The 20840-nt window shown below is 74.6% G+C and carries 1 protein-coding gene (cut by a window edge); it reads right to left on the bottom strand.

Going from position 1 to position 20840, the window contains the following annotated elements:
* Window positions 1–20840 carry the 3' portion of an EndoU domain-containing protein gene (locus OG715_RS06980; protein WP_266276401.1) on the bottom strand. Its footprint extends 14068 nt past the window's final position, so the window shows 20840 of its 34908 coding nt (coding positions 14069–34908); its start codon lies beyond the right edge, outside the window; its stop codon occupies window positions 1–3.

Genomic DNA, 20840 nt, shown 5'->3' on the forward strand with positions numbered 1-20840 from the left:
TCACGGCTGCCCACCACCGCCGCCCAACAGCTGGGTCAGGGCACTGAAGACGCTGTCCTCCAGGCTCTCCATGGGCTCCGGCTCCTCGATCCGAGGCGGCCCGTCGGCCGCGTTCGGCGGCAGCGGCGGGTTCGGGCCCGGCGGCGGCACCGGCGGCTGGACCGGCGGGACCGGCGGGACCGGCGGCGGGACGTGCACCCAGGAGTCCTCGGACAGCTCGCTCCCGGAGTCCGACAGGTCCGAGTCGACCGAGCGGTTGTCCGAGTCGCTCCCCACCCGGGTGTTGGGATGCAGATAGAACCCCTCCGGACCCTCGTACGGCCGAGCCGTCTGCCAGGTGTCGGTGGTCGCCTCACGCTCGTGCGCCGGCTCCGACAGGTCCGAGTCGACCGAGTCGTTGTCCGAGTCGTTCCCCAACCGGGTGTTGGGATGCAGATAGAACTCCTCCGCACCCTCGTACGGCCGAGCCGTCTGCCAGGTGTCGGTGGTCGCCTCACGCTCGTGCGCCGGCTCCGACAGGTCCGAGTCGACCGAGAGGTTGTCCGAGTCGTTCCCCAACCGGGTGTTGGGATGCAGATAGAACTCCTCCGCACCCTCGTACGGCCGAGCCGTCTGCCAGGTGTCGGTGGTCGCCTCACGCTCGTGCGCCGGCTCCGACAGGTCCGAGTCGACCGAGAGGTTGTCCGAGTCGTTCCCCACCCGGGTGTTGGGATGCAGATAGAACTCCTCCGCACCCTCGTAGGGCCGAGCCGTGTGCCAGGTGTCGGTGGTCGCCTCACGCTCGTGCGTCAGACCCTCCGGGACGGCGATCTGCAAGCCGTCGAACGGCCGCGACTCGTCCGACCCGAGGTTCCGCGGCGGCTCGGCCGACTGGTTCGAAGGCCGGGGAAGGTTGCGCAACGCCGATGCCCCGAAGCCGGGCATCCACTCGTCGGCAACCGGTCCCAGGTCCGGCGTGTCGTCGTTCGAACTGTTCAGCGACGACGTGTCGGACTCCGACTCCGAGGTCAGGTGCTCGTCCTCCGAGTTGCGCGGCAGTTCCTCCGCCGACGCGCGACGCGGCGGGGGCGGAGGCGGGGCCTGCAGCAGCGGGGCCTGCCCGGACGGGACCTGGACGACCGGCGGAATCTGCTCCACCTGTGCCTGCTCCTGCTGTACCCGTTCCTGCTCTACCTGCTGCACCTGCTCGTGCTGTACCTGTACCTGCTGCACCTGCTCCTGCTGTACCTGTACCTGCTCCACCTGCTGCACCTGCTCGTGCTGCACCTGCTCCCCCGCGTCCCGCGACGGCGGGCCGACCCGGAAGCTCCGGACGCCGCCCACGGGCCCGGGCCCGCCCTCGGGCTCCGGGCCGTCCTGCGCCGGACGCCGGACCTGGGCGGTGGTGGTCACGATGACCACGTCCACCTCGCGCGGCGTCGTCCGGAGCACCCCGCGCAGCCGCCGCTCCAGGCGGTCGGCCTCCCTGGTGGCCCGGTCGGCCGGGACGTCCAGGGTGACCTCCACCCGCTGCGGCGCGTCGCCCTCGGCACCGAGGACCCGCTGCCGGACGTCCTCCAGCAGCCTGTTCGTCTCGCCGGTACTGCGGGCGTCGGCCGCCAGCCGGATCGTCGGATCCGGGCCGGCCGACGGCTCCCGCAGGCTCAGGTCCCCGGGCTGGTGCGAGGCTTCGGCGTTCCAGCGGGCGTTCAGGTCCGCCGCCGACAGGTCGGGGTCCTCGCCGAACTGCTCGGTCAGGTCCTGGAGCCGGCGCCGTTCCTCCGCCGTCACCGTCCCGCCGTCCCGCACCCGGCGGAGGTGCTCGAAGGCCCCGCCGTTCGACTCGTCCCCGGCGAGGACGAGCATCCGGTCGAGGCCCCGCAGCCAGCGCACGGCCCGGTCGCCCTCGGTGGTGAGGGACCCGGCGAGCAGTTCCCGGGCGACGTGGCCGACGCCCAGGATCCGGGCGCGGTCGGCCGGGGCGGCCGGGTCCAGCCCCAGCGCGTCCGCGACCGACCGCACCGCCGTGGTCGGCGCGCCGTGCAGCAGGAGTTCACCGTCGCGCGTGCCCTCGTCGAACCGCAGGTAGCCGCCGGACGGGACGTCGGTGCTCCCCTTGACGTTGTCGACGGGGATGTCGATCTCGATCGCCATGAGCTCCTTGCGCGGAAGCACCTTCCCGTCCTTGTGGTAGACCACCTCCACCTCGGCGAAGCCCCGGTACCGCGCGGTGTCGGTCTTGATCTTGGCGTTGTTCACGACCTGGCCGCCCTCGCCGGTCGCGAGGTCGGTCCGGTACTGGTAGGCGCCGTCGGCGTAGCCGCCGCCGCGACCGCCGACGTACTCGTTGATCTCGCCCTTGGCGCCGCCGGTGAGGCGCAGCGCCGCCTGGACCGTGCGCTGGGAGTTGACACCGTCGGTGACCGAGGTCGTGTTGGTCGGGTTGGACTCCGACTCCGCGTCGGTCCGGACGAACTCCAGCTGCTTGACCTTCACCCGCACCTCCACCCGGACGCCGCCGGCCAGGTCGGGCGGGCCGATCAGCAGGGTGGAGTTCCCGGGGCCGTCGGTGAGTGTCGGTTCCGGCTTCGCGGCGGCCTGGCCGGCGTTCTCCCCCGGAGCGCGCGGGGTGGGCGGGGTCGGCGGGGTGAGCGGGGTGAGCGGGGTGCTGAGGCGGCTCGCCAGCGCCACCGGGTCGATCATCCGGTCCACCATGCCCCGGATCCGGTCCCAGGCGTCCGCGCCGAGGAACTCCTTCGCCCCGGCCGTCAGTTGCTGCCGCGCGTCCGGCCCCATGTCGGCCGTCCGCACCACGTCCGTGTCGACCAGCCCGTGCGTCCACACCCGGTCCGGCGGGATCCGGACGACGTTGTCCGCCGCCGTGTGATCGGTGAGCCCGCGCAGCTCGGCCCCGCGCGGCGCGGTGGCGGAGTCGAAGACGTTGCCCGGGTTGGGCGTGGCGCCGACCGGTGCCTGCGCCCTCGTCTCGGCGATGTCGATGACGGTCTCCATACCGAGCGGACGCCGGAAGTACGCGTGCTTGGTGGCCATCACGAACGGGGGCGTGGTGCCGACCGCTTCCTTCCACTCGACCCGGAAGTGCAGGTCCGCCTCACCGCTGAAGATGCTCGCGTTCTTGGGCTTCACCTTGGTGGTGTTGCCGGAGCCCGCGCGGTTGGACCAGGTCTCCTGGGTGTCGTGGCCGGTGGACCCGGTCAGGGCCCCGCCCGCGTACCAGGCACCGCCGTTGACGCCCAGCGTGGCGCGCAGCTGGTGGCCGGAGCCCGCCCCGCCGCCGGTCGCGCCGTCGGCCGCCGAGTGGGTGTGCTCGGTCTGCGTCCCGGTGTTGAACTCGGTGGTCGTGGTGCTGCCGGTGTGGGCCAGCCGGCGCACGGACGCGCCGATCCGGACGGTCACGCCGCCGTCGGAGACCACCAGTTCGCGGCCCGACATCATGGCCTTGAGCTGGTCGTGCAGGGTGTTCGGGGTGAGGGTGTCGTAGAGCTTCTGCCGGAGGCCGGACCTGCCGAGGCCGTCGAGCCACTTGGTGATGTTCCGGCCGCCGAACTCCCCCGGGTCGCCCGGTGAGCGCAGCAGGGCCTCGGCGAAGTCGCGGGGCCTGGCGGCGGTGTTCCCGTTGGTGCTGTTCCCCCCGGCGCTGTTCGCGACGGCACTGTTCGCGACGATGGTGTTCGTGCTGGTGTTGTTCGTGGCGAGGCTGTCCACGCCGAGGCTGTTCCCGCCGGCGCTGTTCTCGTTGGCGTGCCCCGCGCCGGAGTTCCGGTCGGAGGACACCGATCCGGTGCTCCCGTGGGACGACGCCGCGCCGTTGTCGCGGGCTTCCGGCACGAACACGTTGGTGACGACGTCCGAGGACCCGAGCCGGTGCGTCTGCCAGATGCGGTCCGGGACGGCCCTCGGCGTTTCCACCGGGCTGTACTGCGGGGTGAGGACCTCCGCCTCCGCCCGGATCTCGGGGAGCTTCGTCTTGCTGGGGATCAGGCCGCCCGTCCAGCCCCGGATCTCGACCTCGAAGCTGACATCGGCGTCGGACACGGCGGCCCTCGACACGTTCTTCGCCCGGTTGACGGTACTGCCCGCGGTCTCCAGGGCGATGCCGGTCGCCGAGTCGTGCCGGTAGGAGTAGTCGACCGTCAGCACGCTCTTGCCGTCCGAACCGGGCTTGCCGCTCAGGCCGACGGTGCCGGTGACGCGCTCCCGCTGGTCGTAGGAGACGCCGTGGCCGGTCCGGTTCTGCGTACCGACCTCGATCTCGGCGTCGTTCACCTCGCGGCGCAGCACGGGGGCTTCCCTCAGCCGGGCCCGGACGACCACCTCGGCCGACCAGCCGGCGCCGCCGACCGGCACCTTGAGCACGCCGCCCCGGGTGAGCTGGGACAGGTTGGCCTGGAGCGTCCTAGGCCCGAGTTCCTCGGCGAGGACGCGGTCCAGTTGCCGGGAGACGCCCCCGCGCGCGGCGAAGCGCTTCTGCAGGGCGGCGCGGACGTCCGTGAGCACCTGGGCGCCCCCGCTCCGCCCGCCGTCCAGCTCCTTGAACGCGACCACCGAGGAGGCGCTGAGCTGGTTGCGCGGCAGGACGGTGTGGGTACGCAGGTGCGGCTCCAGCGGCAGCTCGGCCTTCGGGGCGCGAACGCTGAACTCGGTGTCGAGGAACCTCGTGACGGAGCGTGGAGCGCCCCTGCCCTCCAGGGTCAGGGTCAGCCTCACCTGTCCGCCGAGGATGTCCTGAGCGTCGCGGACCTTGCTGTTCGCGTAGAGCTTGTCCGCGGCGGAGTCGCGGGTACCGACCCGGACCCGCTCCTGCCAGCTGAGGTCCGTGTTGCCGTAGGGCTGGTCGGCGACCATGGGGAACCCGATGCCGCCCTGCTTGACCTTGTGCTTCCCGGTCTGCCGGCGCTCCGAGCTGAAGGTGCTGGTCTCGTTCTGCCGGCTGAGGTCGGCGCTGGCGCTCTGCCTGAGGTACTTCGGATCGGGCTCGAGCGTGGCGGTGACGGTCACCTTGAGGTTGCGTCCCAGCACCGTGTCCTTGAGGACGCCCGCCTTGCTCTGGTCGAAGGAGTTCAGCTCGAACGCCTCCCCGCGGGTCATCGCACTGAGCCGGGACGCCAGCGCGGGCTGGGTGACGAGCTGCATCACCTCGTCCCGCACGGTCGGCCAGAGGCTCCCGTAGTACTCCTTGCCGTTCTTCTCCAGCCCGGCCCGCAGCTTGTCGACGGAGCCGAGGTCGCGGACGACCGTGGACTCCGGCAGGCCGTTCTCGACGATCCTGGCCACCGCGGCCGTGGCCGCGGCCGAAGCGTGCTTCGTCGGCGTCAGCAGGTCGGACTGCGGCATCACCGAACGGAACCCGACCGGGATCTCGACGGCGTCGCCGAGCTGCTGGTCACCCTTGTGGACCACGACCTCCAGGTAGCCGTCGCCGTCGAGGATCGCGCCGGGTTCCTTGGTCTTGGTGGTGACCGCGGTCTCCAGCGTCCGGCCCGAGATGTGGATCGTGTCCGACCCCTTCCGGCCGCCGTAGGAGGCGTTGACATTGCGGTCGTCGAGGCCGATCCGGCCGCCACCCTGGAGCTGCCGGAGCCCGCTCACGACCTTCCGCCGGAGCCTGGTGACCATGTCGCCCGCGCCGGTGTTGAACTCGGTCTCCTTGGTGAGGGCCAGGACGTTCAGTTCGCGGTTGGCGGCCTTCACCTCGATCCGGACGTCGCTGCCGGGGATCCGGAGGACGACGGACTCGCCGTTGGTCATGCCCTTGAAGTCCTGCTGGAGGCGCTGGTAGCCGAACTCCGCCACGAGCCGGTCGGACAGCGACCTGCGGTCGCTCCCGAGCGCCGCCCTGACCTCGGCGTTCCCGGCGAGCAGGTCGACCACGCCCGCCATGACCTGCCGTCGCAGCGGCCGGCCGGGCGGGGTGTTCAGGGTCTGCATCTCCACGTTGCCGTCCGCGTCCTGGCGCGGCGTGCTGCGCAGCCGGGGCTCGCCCTTGGCGTGGACGTCCAGCATCACGTGGGACAGGTGCAGCCGTGCCTGGGTCCGGCGGGCCGTGTCGAAACCGGTCGGCCAGTCGAGGTGCGCGGCGTCGAGGTCGTCGGCGGAGTCCCGGGTCTCGCGCTGCGGGATGCCGACCTCGATCGGCGTCGTCACGACGTTCGCGGCCAACCGGTCCAGTCGGACCGACAGGTCCTCCGTCCCCCTCCGGCCGGCCGGCTGGTAGCCGACCTCCAGGCGCAGGTGTCCGTCGAACATCTCGGTCCGCTCGGTGGTCTTGGACCGCGAGAAGAACCGCGCCCGGGTGGTCAGGCCCTCCCAGGACATCAGGTCGCCCTGGACCCCGCCGGAGCCCTGGAGCCGGAACAGCTTGAAGAAGTCGAGCCGCCCCTGCAGCCCGAGCCCGAGCCGCTTGCGGCCGCCCGTGGTCGTGCCGAGCGTCACGACGCGGTCGCTACCGCCCTCGTACTCGAACTTCTCCTTCGCCTTGTCCTTCGCCCGGTGCACCAGGTCCGCGACCTCGCCGCGGACGGTGACGGTGCCCTGCCGGGCGTCGGTCCCGACCGGGATGTGCACGACCTCGCCCCGGGAGAGGGCGGACACCTGGGCGCGCAGGGCGGAGTCGCTGAAGAGGGTCTCCGCGAGCGTCCTGGCCAGGGCCCGCCGGTTGGCGGTCCCCTCGGGGAGGACGTCGGCGATCCGCGCGGCGAGGTTCACGACCAGCACGCTGCTGGGCTCGCCGATGCCGGTCACCATGTGCGAGCCGGAGAGTACGCCGGACTCGGTGACGGTCCGCGGCGGTACCCGCTCGTCGGTGCTGGACGAGGACGGCACCACGACGGGCTCGATCCTCGGCGGCGGCGCGGCCTCCTCCTCCTTGAGCGGGAGCGCGGGCTCCTCCTCGATCTCGCTCTTGGACGGGACCTTCGGCGCCTCCTCGTCCTTGAGCGCGGGCTTCGACGGCCAGCTGCCCGAGCTCTCCCCCTGCGTCGCCGCCTTCTCCGCGGCCTTCTTCGCGGCGTCGGCGTCCTCCATCTCCTTGATCCGCCGGTTGATCTCGGGCAGGTCCGCTTCTTCGGCCTCCTGCTTGCCGCGCACAGGGTTCTCGCGCGCAGGGTTACTGCCGGCGCCGACGCTCTCGTCGACCGTCGTGGGGGCCTTGGCCTTGCCGGCGGCGTTCCTGCGGATCCGCTGCAGCTCCTCCTCGGTCAGCTCCTCCTCGGCCTCCCGCCGGAGCCGCTCCCGCTCCTGCTCGTCCTCGCTCGCCCGCCTGACCGGCTCCCGTTCCCGCTCCTCCTCGGTCTGCTCCCGCCGCTCCTGGTCGAGCCGCTCCTGCTCCTTCCGCCGCTCGGCGGCGGCGACGGTCGAGTAGCCCTCCTGCTCGGTGTGGTCGAGCGTGGTCCGGCGGCCGTTGGCGGGGCCGAACTCGGAGAGCACCGCCCGGTTGTCGCCGACGTCCACGAGCGTGACCCGAAGGTTCAGCGCGGCGGCGGTGAGCACGGCGAGGGCGTCGCTGCCAGTGCTCGGGGCAGTCAGGCCGACCTCGTCCTGCTCGTGCCAGGCGGTGAACTCCTGCCGCAGGCCCTCGAGGAAGGGCTGCCATTCGGGCGGCTCGTTCCCGGTCCGGCGGGCCGAGGCAGCGTAGAGCTCGTGCACCTCCCGCGCCAGCTCGGGCTCGTCCCGGAACCGCTGCTGGACCAGCTCGCGCAGCGCCCGCTCGGCGGCGGCCGGGTCGGCGGCGAGCCGCCCGCCCTCCTCGTCGCCGAACAGCTCCCGCAGCAGTCCCGGGTCGTCCTCGACGAGCGCGCGCAGCATCTGCGAGCCGGCCGGCTCCTGCTCCGGCCGGACGGCGTTGCGGGGGACGGTGACGCCCTCGCCGACCGGGGTGGAGTGCTGCCGCGACTGCTCCTGGCCCGGCTCGCCCCAGACCTCGGCGATCCGGCCGCCCTCGCGCCGGACGTGCACGGTGACGCCGCCGGCGGTGCCGTGCACGACGCCGTCGGCCGGCGGCAGCTGCCCCGTGGTCCGCCGGGCGTGGTCGAGCACGACGCCGGCCGCGACGCGGATGTCGTCGGCCGACCACTCGCGCGGCAGGCCGGGGCCGCGCGGGTCCCGCCAGGCGTCCTCGGTGAACTCGGGCCGGAGCGTGCGGGCGTCGAACTGCGGGACGGCGGGCGGGAGCTGCTCCCCCGGCCGGCGCGGGCCGGGCTCGCGCAGCGCCTCGGGGCCGCCGGTCGGCAGGAGCCGGTCGGAGAAGGTGGTGACCGGCCCGGCCAGGTCGAACAGCTGCCGCACCGGGCTGCCGGACCCGTTCCAGCCGAATCCGGGCAGCAGGCCGCCCAGCAGTGCCGAGGCGGAGATGCCGCCGGCCTCGTTCGCGCCGAGGCTGCGGAAGGCGCCCGCGGGCCCGGCCGTCGGCACCACGGTGACGTTGACCAGCCAGGGCTGCCGGCCCGCGTTGGCCTGGCCCCAGACCTGCTGGGCCTGCTGGGTCACCTGGTCGGTGAAGGCGCGGACCTGCTGTTCCGTCACCCCGCCGGTCAGACCGACATGGAGCGGGACGACGATGTCGACGCCTTGCTGTCCGGAGTTGAAGAGCACCCGCTGGACGTGGATCTGCCCGGTGCCGGCGGCGACCGCCCGGGTGGCGCCGGTGGCGATCACCTGCTGCCGGTTCCAGACCTCGGTGTGGGCGCCGGGCTGGATCCCGGTGGGCCGGTACGCGAGGTGCTGGCCGTTGCGGCTGAGGCCCTCGATCCGGACGCCGTTGGCCTCGCCGATCCAGCGGTAGGTCCGCTCGTCGATCCGGACCCGGTGGAACGCGTTGGCGTGCGCGGTCTCGACCGCGTACAGGACGGCGGTCCGCCCCCACTCGCGCGGGAACATCGTCCGGACGGAGGTGCCCTGGGGTTCGAACCAGTGGTTGCGGAACTCCGCGAGCGGCGCGTCGGGGGCGACGGTCGCGTCCAGGAACCGCACCCGGGCGGGGTAGGTGCCGTTGGGGTGGACGTTGCCGCGCTCGATCACCTCGACGCCGCGCTGCCGCTGCCAGGCGGCGAGGTCCAGCTCCCCGTTCGGGGTGAACTCCTGGTGCAGCCCGGTGAGGGACTGCCGGTCGCCGTAGCGGGAGACGTCCTGCGCCCGCTGCCCGTAGCGGAGCAGGCCGGTGGGCCGCGAGGGCGCGTGGTCGAGGCCCTCGCCGCGCGGCGGCAGCGGGCCGAGGTCGGACAGGCCGTCCCAGGGGGCGGCCCGGCGGGGGCGGGCCGGCGGGCCGGCCTGGTGCACCTGGTGGGCCTGCGGGTCCGGCTGGGTGTCGGCGGGCCGGAAGGACGTGAACTTGTCGCCGTGGATCTCGCCCTCGATCCGCACTCCGGCGTACTCGCCGGTCCAGCGGTACCGGCCGGGGCCGGTCGGGGTGACGCCACTGTGGCGCACCGCGTCGAGGTACGCCTGCTCGGCGGCATAGACCGCTTCGTCCTCGGTCCAGTTGCGCGGGAACAGCCGCCGCCGACTGTGGTCGGCGGTGGGCGCGGGCCCGGTGCTGTGCAGGTCCCCGGCGGAGCTGCTGGTGCGGACGTCGGTGACGGTGCGGCGCGGGCCGACCGGGGCAGCCCCGTACTCGACGTGCAGGACGCCGTTGGGGTGCTGCTCGACGATGCCGGTGGGCCGGCGACGGTCGGAGCCGGGTGCCGGGAGCAGGTGGCCGCCCTCGGTACGGCGGTCGCCGAACAGGGCGGCCTGCCGGGTGTGCAGGTCGAACGCGGCCCGGGGCGGCAGCGGGTGGCCGTCGGGGGCGTGGTGGGTGGGCGTGAGCCGGGACGGCTGGGTGCCGAACACCTCGTCGATGGCGGCGCCCAGTTCGCGCAGGTTGCGCGCGGCCAGGGTCGGCACGCCCTCGACCCGCTGCGGGCCGACGCCGGCGAGCTGGTCGGCGGAGACCCGGCCGTGTTCGACGTGGACGGAGCCCATCATCCCGGCGTCGGTGTAGATGGTGTGCCGCATCTGGTGGCGGCGGTACTCGTCGTCGAGGCCGAGCAGGTGGCCGATCTCGTGGGCGAGGGTGTCCGGGGTGGATTCGAGGGACCAGGTCTCGTGGTTCTCGTGGAGCTGGCGGGTGAAGAGGTCGACGATGTGGACGTGGTGGTTGACGTCGGCCGAGTGCTCGACGAACTCGGGCCGGATCCGCAGCAGGTCGCCGTTGGGAAGCCGGTGGCCGGTGTTGTAGGCCGCGTTGACGCCCTCCCAGGTCCGTTCGATCACCTCCCCGATCTGCTCGTCGGTGAACTGCTCCACGGGGGCGTCGTAGAGGTGGCCGTCCTCGCTGTCGAGGTCGCTGTCCATCTCGCCCTGCTCGCGGCGGATGTGGATGCGCACCACGATCTCGGTGGCGGGCTCGCCGTCCTCCAGGAGGCCGCGCCGCGCCTCGTAGCCGCGCACGCGGGCGGCCGAGACGGACCGGCCGAAGGGGTCGGCGGGGGCCCGGACCTCGCGGGCCCCGGTGACCTGGGCGAGCTCGGTCTCGGCGGGGTCGACCAGCATGGTGAGGTCGTCGCCGTGGTCGGTCCCGGCCGGGGAGGACTCCCGCTGGGACTGCATGTCGGTGTCGTGGCCCGCGGTGTCCTGCTCCGCGGGCTCGTCGGTGATCCGGACGACGGTCTCGCTGTCGGGGCCGTGGTGCGCGGTGTTCCCCTGCTGGTCGGTCACCTCCAGCCGGATGTGCAGGGCGTGGGCCAGCAGCGGGGCGAGCGCCCCGCCGAGCCCGGCGTCGTGGGTGCCGTCCGAGGCCGCCAGGGCGTGCCGCAGGGCGTGCAGCTCCCGGGCGGTGTCCATGCTCGGCGCCAGGTGGGGGCGGAAGGCGGCCAGGGCCTCGGCGGGCAGGTCTGCGGGCCCGGTCCGCTGGAGGTACTCGGCCACCTCGGTGGTCATCAGCCGACGCAGCTCCGGCCGTCCGGTGTCCGGGGAGAGGTTGTGGTGCCCGAGCAGGGCGCCGACGAGTTCGGGCGAGGCGTCCGCGACGGCGTCCAGCAGGGGGTGGCCGTCCGGCGGCGCGAGGTGCGGCAGGGCGGCGGGAGCGGTGGGGACGGGGGCGGAGGTGTGGGAGGGGGCCTGCTCGCCGAGCGGCGGGACGTGCAGCTGCGGCAGCTCCCGCTGGTCGCCGATGCCCCGGTAGCCGGTGATCCGGCCGTTCACGACGGAGACCTCCAGCAGGACGCCGCGGAAGTCGCCGATGACGACGCTCGTCTCCCTCGGGCCGACCTGGTGCTGCTCGACGAGCCGGGTGACGGCCCAGCGCGCGTCGCGGGCGGTCCACTCGCGGGGCAGGCTCCGGTCGGCGGGGAAGGTGCGCGGGTCGAGGTCGACCGCCCTCCGGGTGAACCGGAAGTCCATCGCCTCCACGGCCCGTTGCGTGTCCCGGTCGGCGCCGGCGGTCACGGCGGGCCGCTGCTCGCCCGGCCGCAGCGGGCCGGGTTCGCGCAGGTCGGCGGGGACGCGGGGGGTGCCCCCGGCGGTGTGCAGGTCGGTGAGGAGGTCGACCCGGGTGGGTGCCTCCTCCTCCAGCCGGACGGCCGTCTCGTGGAACACGTCCGCGCCGTCGAAGTGGGCCAGCGGGCCGAGGAGGTGCCGGAGGTTCTCGGCGGTGTCGACCAGCGCCAGGTCCTCCGGGTCGGGCAGCGAGTCGCGGTCGACGATCACCCGGGCATAGGGGTCCTGGTGCTCGTCGGCGAAGTCGAGGCGGACGGCGACCAGTGTCTCCGGCAGGCCGTCCGGGTCCGCGGTGTCGCGGACCCGCTCGCGGACGTAGGCGTCCACCCGGCGCTGGAGTTCGCCCTCGGCGGCCAGCTGCTCCCGGCGGGTCAGGCCGCCCTCGGTGGACACCTGGACGGGGAGGGTGATCTCCAGGCCGAGCTGCCCGGAGTCGAACAGCACCCGGGAGACGGTGACCGTGCGGCCGTCGAGGTCGACGTCCTCGCCGCGGACGGTGTGCCGCACCCGGAGGTCGTCCCAGGCCCGGATCGGTGCCGTCGGCTGGTCCTCGGTCGGGCGGTGGGCCAGGTGGGCGCCGTCGCGGGAGAGTCCCTCGATCCGGACGCCGTCGGCCTCGCCGGTCCAGTAGTACGTCCGGCCGTCGTCCAGGTAGACCCGGCGCTCGGCCGGGACGCCGTCGTGCGCCTCGTCGACGCGGATCAGCAGGTCCTCCGACGACCAGGTCCGCGGGTACATGGTGCGCAGGCCGTCGTCGGCGTCCCGGACCCGCCAGCGGGTCGGGAATTCGGCGAGCGGGGAGTTCGGGGCGACGGTCGGGTCGAGGAAGGCGACCCGGGCCCGGTAGGTGCCGTTGTGGGCCGGGGCCATGGTCTCGACGACCCGGGCGCCGTGGGCCCGCAGCGCGTTCTCCCGGCCGGACAGGGCCGGGTCGAGTTCGTGGTGCAGGCCGGTGAGGTGCTGCCGGTCGCCGTAGCGGGCGATGTCCTCGGCGCGCTGGCCGAAGGCGCCGTAGCCCTGGGCCGGGTTGTCGCTCCGGGCCGGGTCGTGCTCGGTGAGGGCCAGCGGGTCGGGCCGGTGCGGGGCGTTCAGGGGCGGGTCGGTGTCGGGCTGGCTGTCGGAGGGCCGGAAGGACAGGAACCGGTCGCCCTGGACCTCGCCCTCGATCCGCACGCCCGCGTACTCGCCGGTCCAGCGGCGGCGGGCGCCGCCCAGCGGGACCACCTGGTCACTGCCCAGCGCGTGCAGGTACGCCTGCTCGGCCGCGTACACCGCGTCCTCGCTGGTCCAGTTGCGCGGGAACATCCGGCGCTGCGCCGGCCCGGCAGGGGTCAGCGGGTCACCGGCGCCCAGCAGGTCACCGGCGGCGGAGGAGGTCGCCACCCGCCGCGCCCGCGGCAGCGCCGCATCCGAGGCGAACTCGGCCACCACCACGCCGTTGCGCTCCACCCGCACCACCCGCTCCGGCGCCGGCCGGTCCGAACCGGCCGGCGGCAGCAGATGCCCGCCCGGGTTCCGCGTCCCCCCGAACAGCGAGGACTGCCGGGCGTCCAGGTCGAACGACGCCCGACCCGGCAGCTCGTGAGCGTTCGGCACCGCCTGCACGGGACCGAGCGCCTGCTCGATCACCGCCCCCAGCTCCCGCAGATTGCGCGGCTGGACGGCGAACCGGATGTCGGTGCCGTCGGTGAGGATCCCGGCGTCCTGGTCGAAACGGACCCGGTTGTTACCGGCGTGGGTGCCGCCCATCAGCCCGGCGTCGGTGTAGGAGGGCCGGGGTCGGATCTCGCGCTCCAGGACGACGCGGTCGCCGTTCTCGTCGACCGACTCCTCGTGGACGCGCCGCTCGCGGTACTCGTCGGGCAGGCCGAGCAGGTGGCCCAGCTCGTGGGCCAGGACGGTGCCGTTCGTGTCCAGACCCCAGAGGCCGGAGTGCTCACGGATCGGCGTCCCCGGCTCGGGGGCCAGGACCTCGACCTGGTGGTGCGCCGCGCCGGGGCCGTCGACGAACTCCAGTCGGACCACCATGACATCGCCGTCGGGCAGCCGGTGGCCGGTGTTGTAGTAGTCGTCGACGCTTCGCCGGGCACGGGCGCGCAGGTCCGCCAGCGACTCGGTGTGGTCCTGGCCGGCCGGCAGCCCCGAGGTGTCCAGGTGGACCCGCACCAGGACCTCGACCGCCGGCGAGCCGTCCAGCAGGACGGCCCGGCCGGCCTGGAAGCGGCGCAGGTGGGTGCTGGTGCTGCTGTGCAGGGCCCGGTCGGCGGGCGCGGTGACCTCGACCGTCCGGAGGACCTGGGCGATCCGCAGGTCCGGCGCCGGTGCCCGGTGCGCGGGGCGGACCCGGTCGGCGCCGCCGTCGGTGTCGGTGGTGCTGTCGGTGTCGGTGGTGCTGTCGGTGTCGGTGTCGGTGTCGGTGTCCCGGCGCGAGTCCGTGTCCATGGATCGGTCGGAGTCGTAGCCGTACACCGACTCCATGTCGTGGTCGGAGGACAGGTAGTCGAGCGTGGAGTCGGTGTAGTAGCCCATCTCCTCGTCGGAGTCCCGGTACAGGTCCAGGTCCATGTCCTCGGGCCGGCCCGGGGTGGCGGGCAGGCCGGACTCGTCCCGGCCCGGCGTGCTGGGCCCACCCGGGGTGGTGGGCCAACCCGGCGTCCTGGGCAGGGCGTTGTCGTCGCCGCCCGGAGTGGTGGGCCGGGAGTCCCCGTCATGGCCGGGCGTCCTGGGCACGACGTTGCCGTCGCCGCCCGGGGTGGTGGGCAGGGAGCCGCCGTCCGAACCGGCGGAGCGCGGCGCGAACGACAGCGGCGCCGGTGCCGCGTCGCCCGGGGCGGGCGGCCGGACGGGGCCTCGCTCGGGCACCGGCACGTTGGTCTGGCTCGGCGGGGTGTGGCCGTCGGCGACCGAGAAGTCGACGATCCGGTACTCCGCGTCCCTCAGCACCGTGATCTCGACCCCGGCGAACCGCACCCGGCTCCGGAACCCGTCCGCGACCGGCTCCTCGACCCCGATGGGGCGCCCGTGGTGGGCCGCGTAGAGGCGCTCCGCAGCCGTCCACTCCCGGGGCAGGCCCCGGCCGGCGGTGTCGCTCAGGTTCGGGGCGACCCGGTCGGCGGGCACCGCGACGGGCGCCGTCGGGTCGGTGGTGGCCGGGCGGCGGCCGGTGGCGGGCGCCCCGGGCTCGGTGAGCGGGGCGGAGCGGTGCGCGTCCGGCGGCAGGACGACGCCGGGCTGCTCGTCCGCCGGGCGGTGGACGAGATGCCGGCCGTCCCGGGTGATGCCCTCGATCCGGACGCCGTCGGCGGTGCCGGTCCAGTGCTGGGCACCGTTCACGAGGCGCGTTTCGGTCCGGTTCTCGTACGCCGTCCGGACGGCCTCCAGGACCCGGCCGGCCGGCCAGTCCCTCGGGTAGAAGGTGTTGGTCGGGTGGTCCGCGCGCAGGTGCCAGCGGGAGGGGAAGTCCGTTATCCAGGAGGACGGCGTCACCACCGGGTCCAGGAACCACACGGGCGCGCGGTAGGTCCCATTGGGGTGCCCGCCGAACGGGGCGCCGATCCGGATCCCCCGGCGCTGGCCGGCCAGCTCCACCGCGGACGGCTCCCCCGGCCGGTGCCCGGGCGGCTCCGGCGGCTGGTGGTGCGCGCCGGTCATGGTGTAGCGGTCGCCGTAGCGCACCAGGTCCTCGACCCGCTGGCCGAAGCCGTCCGGGAAGGGGTGCCAGGGCAGGTGCGCGGCGGCGCCGAGGCCGCTCTGGTCCTCGGACGGGCGGAAGGAGACGATCTCCGCCACCTCGACCGTGCCGCCGCGCCGGTTCTCGGCCGGGTTGGCGGGCCGGAACTCGGTCCGGGACTCGACCCGGCCCTCGATCCGCACCCCGCCGTACTCGCCGGTGAACGCCCAGGAACCCGAACCGAGTCCGGTGAACGCGTCGCCGCCGCGGCGCAGCGCGTGCTGGTACGCCTGCTCCGCCGCGTACACCGCGTCGTCGGACGACCAGTGCTCCGGGAACACCGTGCGGCCCCGGTCGCGGGCGCCCGGGCCGGCCGCTAGGTCGCCGGCCAGCCGGTGCTGCCCGGTCGCGGTGCCGTCGGCCGGGCCGCCGTAGACCCGGAAGGTGCCGTTGCGGTTCTCCGAGCCCGGGATCCGGGTCGGCCGCGGCCGGTCCGAACCGGGCGGTGGGACCAGGTGGCCGCCGCCGTCGCGGCCGCCGCTCGACAACCGCCCGCCGGTCCCGTCGAGGTCGCCGAAGAGCGCGGTGCGCCGGGCGTCCTCGTTCACCCGCGGCCTCGGCGGGTGGGTCCCGTCCGGGGCGGGGCCTCGGTCGGCGCCGAACGCGAGGTCGATCACGGCGCCCAGCTGCCGCAGGTTGCGCGCCGTCAGAACGGGTCGCCGGTCGGTGTAGCCCGGGCGGTCGGCCAGGCTGTCGCTGTCGACCAGAGGCCGGTCGAAGCGGTCCCGCGTCGTGGAGGCCATCAGTCCGCCGTCGACGTGGACCGGCCGGGACCGGCCGTCGTAGGAGCCCTCGCGGTACTCGTCCGCCAGCCCGAGCGTGTGGCCGATCTCGTGGGCGATGATCTCGGCCCGGATGTCCAGGCCCCAGTTGTGGTGGTTCGCCCGCTCCTGGTCGGGGTGGACGGCCACGATGTGGTGCGCGGCGCCGGGGTCGTTCACGAACTCGACCCGGACCCGCAGCCGGTCGCCGCCCGGCAGCCGCTGGGTTCCGCCGTAGGTGGCCGCCAGCCCGGCGCGAGCCCGGTTGGCCAGGTCGTCGAGGCCGCGCACGGTGGTGGGGTCGGCCAGATCCAGCGCGGCGGTGTCCAGGTGCACCCGAACGGTCACGAGGGACTCGGTGTCACCGTCGGCGAACCGGATCCGGCTCACCGAGAAGCGCTGCAACCGCCGGTCCTCCATGGCGTGTTCGAGGCGGTCCGCCGGAGGGTGGACCTCGCGGCTCCCGAGCACCTGGATCCGCTCGGGTCCGCGCCTGGTCAGTTGGTCGGGCATCCGCTGGTCCGGCTGGCCCCAGAAGTCGCTGATCCGGCCGTTCTCCACCCGCACCGTCAGCCGGACCCCGGCGAAGGTGCCGTGGACCAGTTCGGGCGCGGTCGTGCCGCCGGGCGGCACCGGGCCGGCCGGGGCGCGGTGCGCCGAGCCGGCGACCACGCTGGCGGCGTAGCGGGCCTCGTCGGCGGTCCACTCGCGGGGCAGGTTGCGGCCCTCGGTCGGGCGGTCCCACACGGAGGCCGTGAAGAGCCGCCGCCGGCCGTCGAGCATCGTCTCGCCGGAGACCGTGTCCGGGGCCGACGGCGCCTGCGGCTGCCGCTCCGAGGCCAGCACCTCGGCCAGCCGGTCGGTGCCCGCCGCCCGGTGCAGCCTCGGCAGGGCCTGTTCGACGGTGGGGTCCTGGCCGGGGACGAGCCGGACCGGGGTGGCGTCGCGGTCCCGGGTGAACTCCAGGTGGAGGTCCAACGGGGTGTCGCTGCCGGCCTGGTGGCCCTCCAGGTACTCGGCGGCGGCCTGCCGCAATGTCGTCTCGGCCTGCCGCAGGTCGGCGGGGGTGGCGTGCTCGCCGCCGACCAGCCGGACCCGGGCGGTGACCCGGAGGACCTCGGAGCCGTCGAACATGAGGTCGCGGCGGACCCGGACCGGCCCGAGGCCGGTCGGCCGCACCTCGGTGCCCCGGTGGGCCGTCGCCGAGGCGGCTCCCTGGTAGTCCGGGTTGTCGAAGGTCTGGTGCGGAGCGGGGCGGTGGTAGTAGAGCTCGCCGTCCGGTCCGAACCGGCCCTCGATCCACACCCCGTCGGCCCGGCCGAGCACGACCCGGGAGCCGTCGGCCTCCTGGCGGGTGAGGAGCGGGTGGTCGAGCGCGGTGGTGACGTGCGCGGTGAGCTGCGCCTCGCTCCAGTGCTCCGGGTAGTACACCGTCCCGGGGTCGAGCGCGGAGCGGTGCCAGCGGGTGGGGAACTGCGTGGCCGGGGCGCCGGGGGCGACCGCGGGGTCGAGGTGGGCCGCGAAGACCCGGACGGCGCCGTTCGGCAGGGTCACCCGCATCTCGCCGGCGGCGGGGGCCGGCGGGCGGCGCGGGGTCCCGGTCACCGTCCCGTCCAGGTCGGCCGACTGCCAGGCGGAGGCGGCCCGGCGCTGCGCGACGGGGGCGGGCGCGGGGGCGGGCTGGGTCCCGGCGTCCGCGCCGAGCGGCGGGACGTGCAGCTGCGGCAGGTCCCGCTGGTCGCCGACGCCGGTGACCAGGACGATCCGTCCCTCCTCCACGTGGACGGCGAACTCGACGCCGCCGAAGGAGCCCCGGACGAGGCCGGTCACGGTGGCGCCGTACTGGCTGTCGTGCGCGTTGTGGATCTGGACGGCGGCCCACCGCGCGTCGAGGGCCGTCCACTCCCGGGGCAGGCTGTGGGTGACGGGCAGGTTCCGCGGGTCGGCGGCCAGCGCCTCCTGGCTGAACCGGGCGTCCAGGTGGCGCAGTTCCAGCGCGGTCTGCTGGTCCCAGCCGGCCACCTCGGCGGGCCGGTGCTCGCCGGGCCGCAGCGGGCCGGGCTCACGCAGGTCGGCCGGGACCCGGGGGGCGCCCTGCTGGGCGACCAGGTCGGCGTGCGGGGTGGCATAGCCGTCCAGGGCGGCGACGAGCGAGTTGAACACCTGGTCCTGCCCATGGAAGGCCAGCGGGCCCAGGACGTCCGACACGTCCGACGCCGAGCCGGGACGCACCAGCACGCCGGAGAAGACGTCCGGACGCCCGGGGGTGAAGTCGAGGACGACGGCGACCAGCCTCGGCGGCACCCCGTCCGGGCCCGCCGTCTCCAGCGTCCGGTCCCGGACGTAGTCGTTCACCCGCTGCTGGACGTGCTCCTCGGCGAACGCCCGGTACTCGGGCGTCACCGGGCCCTCGACGACGGTGCGCACGGGCACGGTGATCCGCAGGCCCTCCTGCCCGGAGTCGAAGAGCACCCGGGAGACGGACAGTGGGCGGTCGCCCAGCCAGGTCGCGGTGTCCGGGGAGGTGCGCAGCACCCGCCGCTGGTTCCAGTCGGTCATCGGCTGGGTGTCGGTCGGGCGGTGGGCCAGGTGGGCGCCGTCGCGGGAGAGTCCCTCGATCCGGACGCCGTTGGCCTCGCCGGTCCAGTAGTACGTCCGGCCGTCGTCCAGGTAGACCCGGCGCTCGGCCGGGACGCCGTCGTGCGCCTCGTCGACGCGGGTCAGCAGGTCCGCCGAGGACCAGGTCCGCGGGTACATGGTGCGCGCGCTGCCGCCGTCGGCGTTGCCGCGGAGGCGCCAGCGGGTCGGGAGCTGGGCGAGCGGGGAGGTCGGGGCGACGGTCGGGTCGAGGAAGGCGACCCGGGCCCGGTAGGTGCCGTTGTGGATCGGCGGGCTGGTCTCGACGACCCGGGCGCCGTGGGCCCGCAGCGCGTTCTCCCGACCGGACAGGGCCGGGTCGAGTTCGTGGTGCAGGCCGGTGAGGTGCTGCCGGTCGCCGTAGCGGGCGATGTCCTCGGCGCGCTGGCCGAAGGCGCCGTAGCCCTGGGCCTGGTTGTCGCTCCGGGCCGGGTCGTGCTCGGTGAGGGCCAGCGGGTCGGGCCGGTGCGGGGCGTTCAGGGGCGGGTCGGTGTCGGGCTGGCTGTCGGAGGGCCGGAAGGACAGGAACTGCTCGCCGAGGACCTCGCCCTCGATCCGCACCCCGGCGTACTCGCCGGTCCAGCGGTGCCGGGCGCCGCCCAGCGGGACCACCTGGTCGGTGCCCAGCGCGTGCAGGTACGCCTGCTCGGCCGCGTACACCGCGTCCTCGCTGGTCCAGTTGCGCGGGAACATCCGGCGATGGACCGGCCCCGTGAGGGTGGCGTCGGCCGGCAGGTCACCGGCGGCGGACGAGGTGTCCGTCCGCCGGACGCGCGGGATCGTGGCGTCCGAGGAGAAGTCGGCGACGACCACGCCGTTGCGCTCGATCCGCACCACGCGTTCCGGCGCCGGCCGGTCCGAGCCGACCGGCGGCAGCAGATGCCCGCCCGGGTTCCGCGTCCCCCCGAACAGCGAGGACTGCCGGGCGTCCAGGTCGAACGACGCCCGGCCCGGCAGACCGTGCGCGTTCGGCACCGCCAGCACCGGACCCAGCGCCTGCTCGATCACCGCCCCCAGCTCCCGCAGATTGCGCGGCTGGAGCGCGAACCGGATGTCGGTGCCGTCCGTGAGGATCCCGGCGTCCTGGTCGAAACGGACCCGGTCGTTGCCGGCGTGGGTGCCGCCCATCAGCCCGGCGTCGAGGTACGACGGCCGGGGCCGGATCCCGCGCTCCAGGACGACGCGGTTTCCGCCCTGGTCGACGCCCTCCTCGCGGACGCGCCGCTCCCGGTACTCGTCGGGCAGACCGAAGAGGTGGCCGATCTCGTGGGCCAGCACGGTGCCGTTCGTGTGCAGCCCCCAGAGGTCGTTGTGCTCGCGGACGTTCCCGTCCTCGACCCGGACCAGGTGGTGCGCCGCGTCGGGGTCGTCGACGAACTCCACCCGCACCACCAGGACGTCGCCCTCGGGCAGCCGGTGACCGGTGTTGAAGTACTCGTCGACGCCGCGCCGGGCACGGGCGCGCAGGTCCCCCAGCGCGCCGCTGTGGTCCTGGCCGGCCGGTAGCCCCGAGGTGTCCAGGTGGATCCGCACCACCGTCTCGACGGCCGGCGAGCCGTCCAGCAGGAAGCCTCGCGCGGCCTGGAAGCGCCGGTGGACGGTGGAGGTGCTGCTGTGCAGCGCCCGGTCGGTGGGCGCGGTGACCTCGACCGGGTCGAGGACGGCGGCGAACCCGAGGTCCGGCGCGGGCGCCTCGTGTGCGGGCCGGACCGGCCGCACCGCGAGTACCTCGTCCAGGTCCATCAGCAGGTCGTCGTCCGGCTCCTCCGAGCGGCGGCCGGAACCGGCGTCGGAGCCGTCCTCCCAGTCCATCGGCTCGTCGTCGGAGATCAGGTCCAGGGTGTCGGCGCGGGAGAACGTCTCCTCGTCGGTGTCCGAGTACAGCTCCATGTCCTCGTCCTCGTCGGAGCGGCGGTGGCCGCCCGGCGAACCGAGGTCGTGGTCGGAGCCCTCGTCCGAGCCGGGGTAGTGCGGCAGCGGCTCGTTCTCGACGGGCCGCAGGGCCGACTGCCGGGTACCGCGCTCGGGGATCGGCACGGCCCGCTGGGGCGGCGGGGTGTGGCCGTCCGCGACCGTGAAGTCGACGATCCGGCTGCTCGCGTCGCGCACCACGGTGATCTCGACGCCGGCGAACCGCACCCGGACGCTGGAGCCGCCGTCGTCGAGCGCGGTCACGGGCTCCAGCGGCCGGCCCGCGTAGGCGGCGTAGAGCCGCTCCGCCGCCGTCCACTCCTCGGGCA

Origin of the sequence: Kitasatospora purpeofusca, from assembly GCF_036010405.1 — a bacterium.
Lineage (GTDB): Bacteria > Actinomycetota > Actinomycetes > Streptomycetales > Streptomycetaceae > Kitasatospora > Kitasatospora purpeofusca.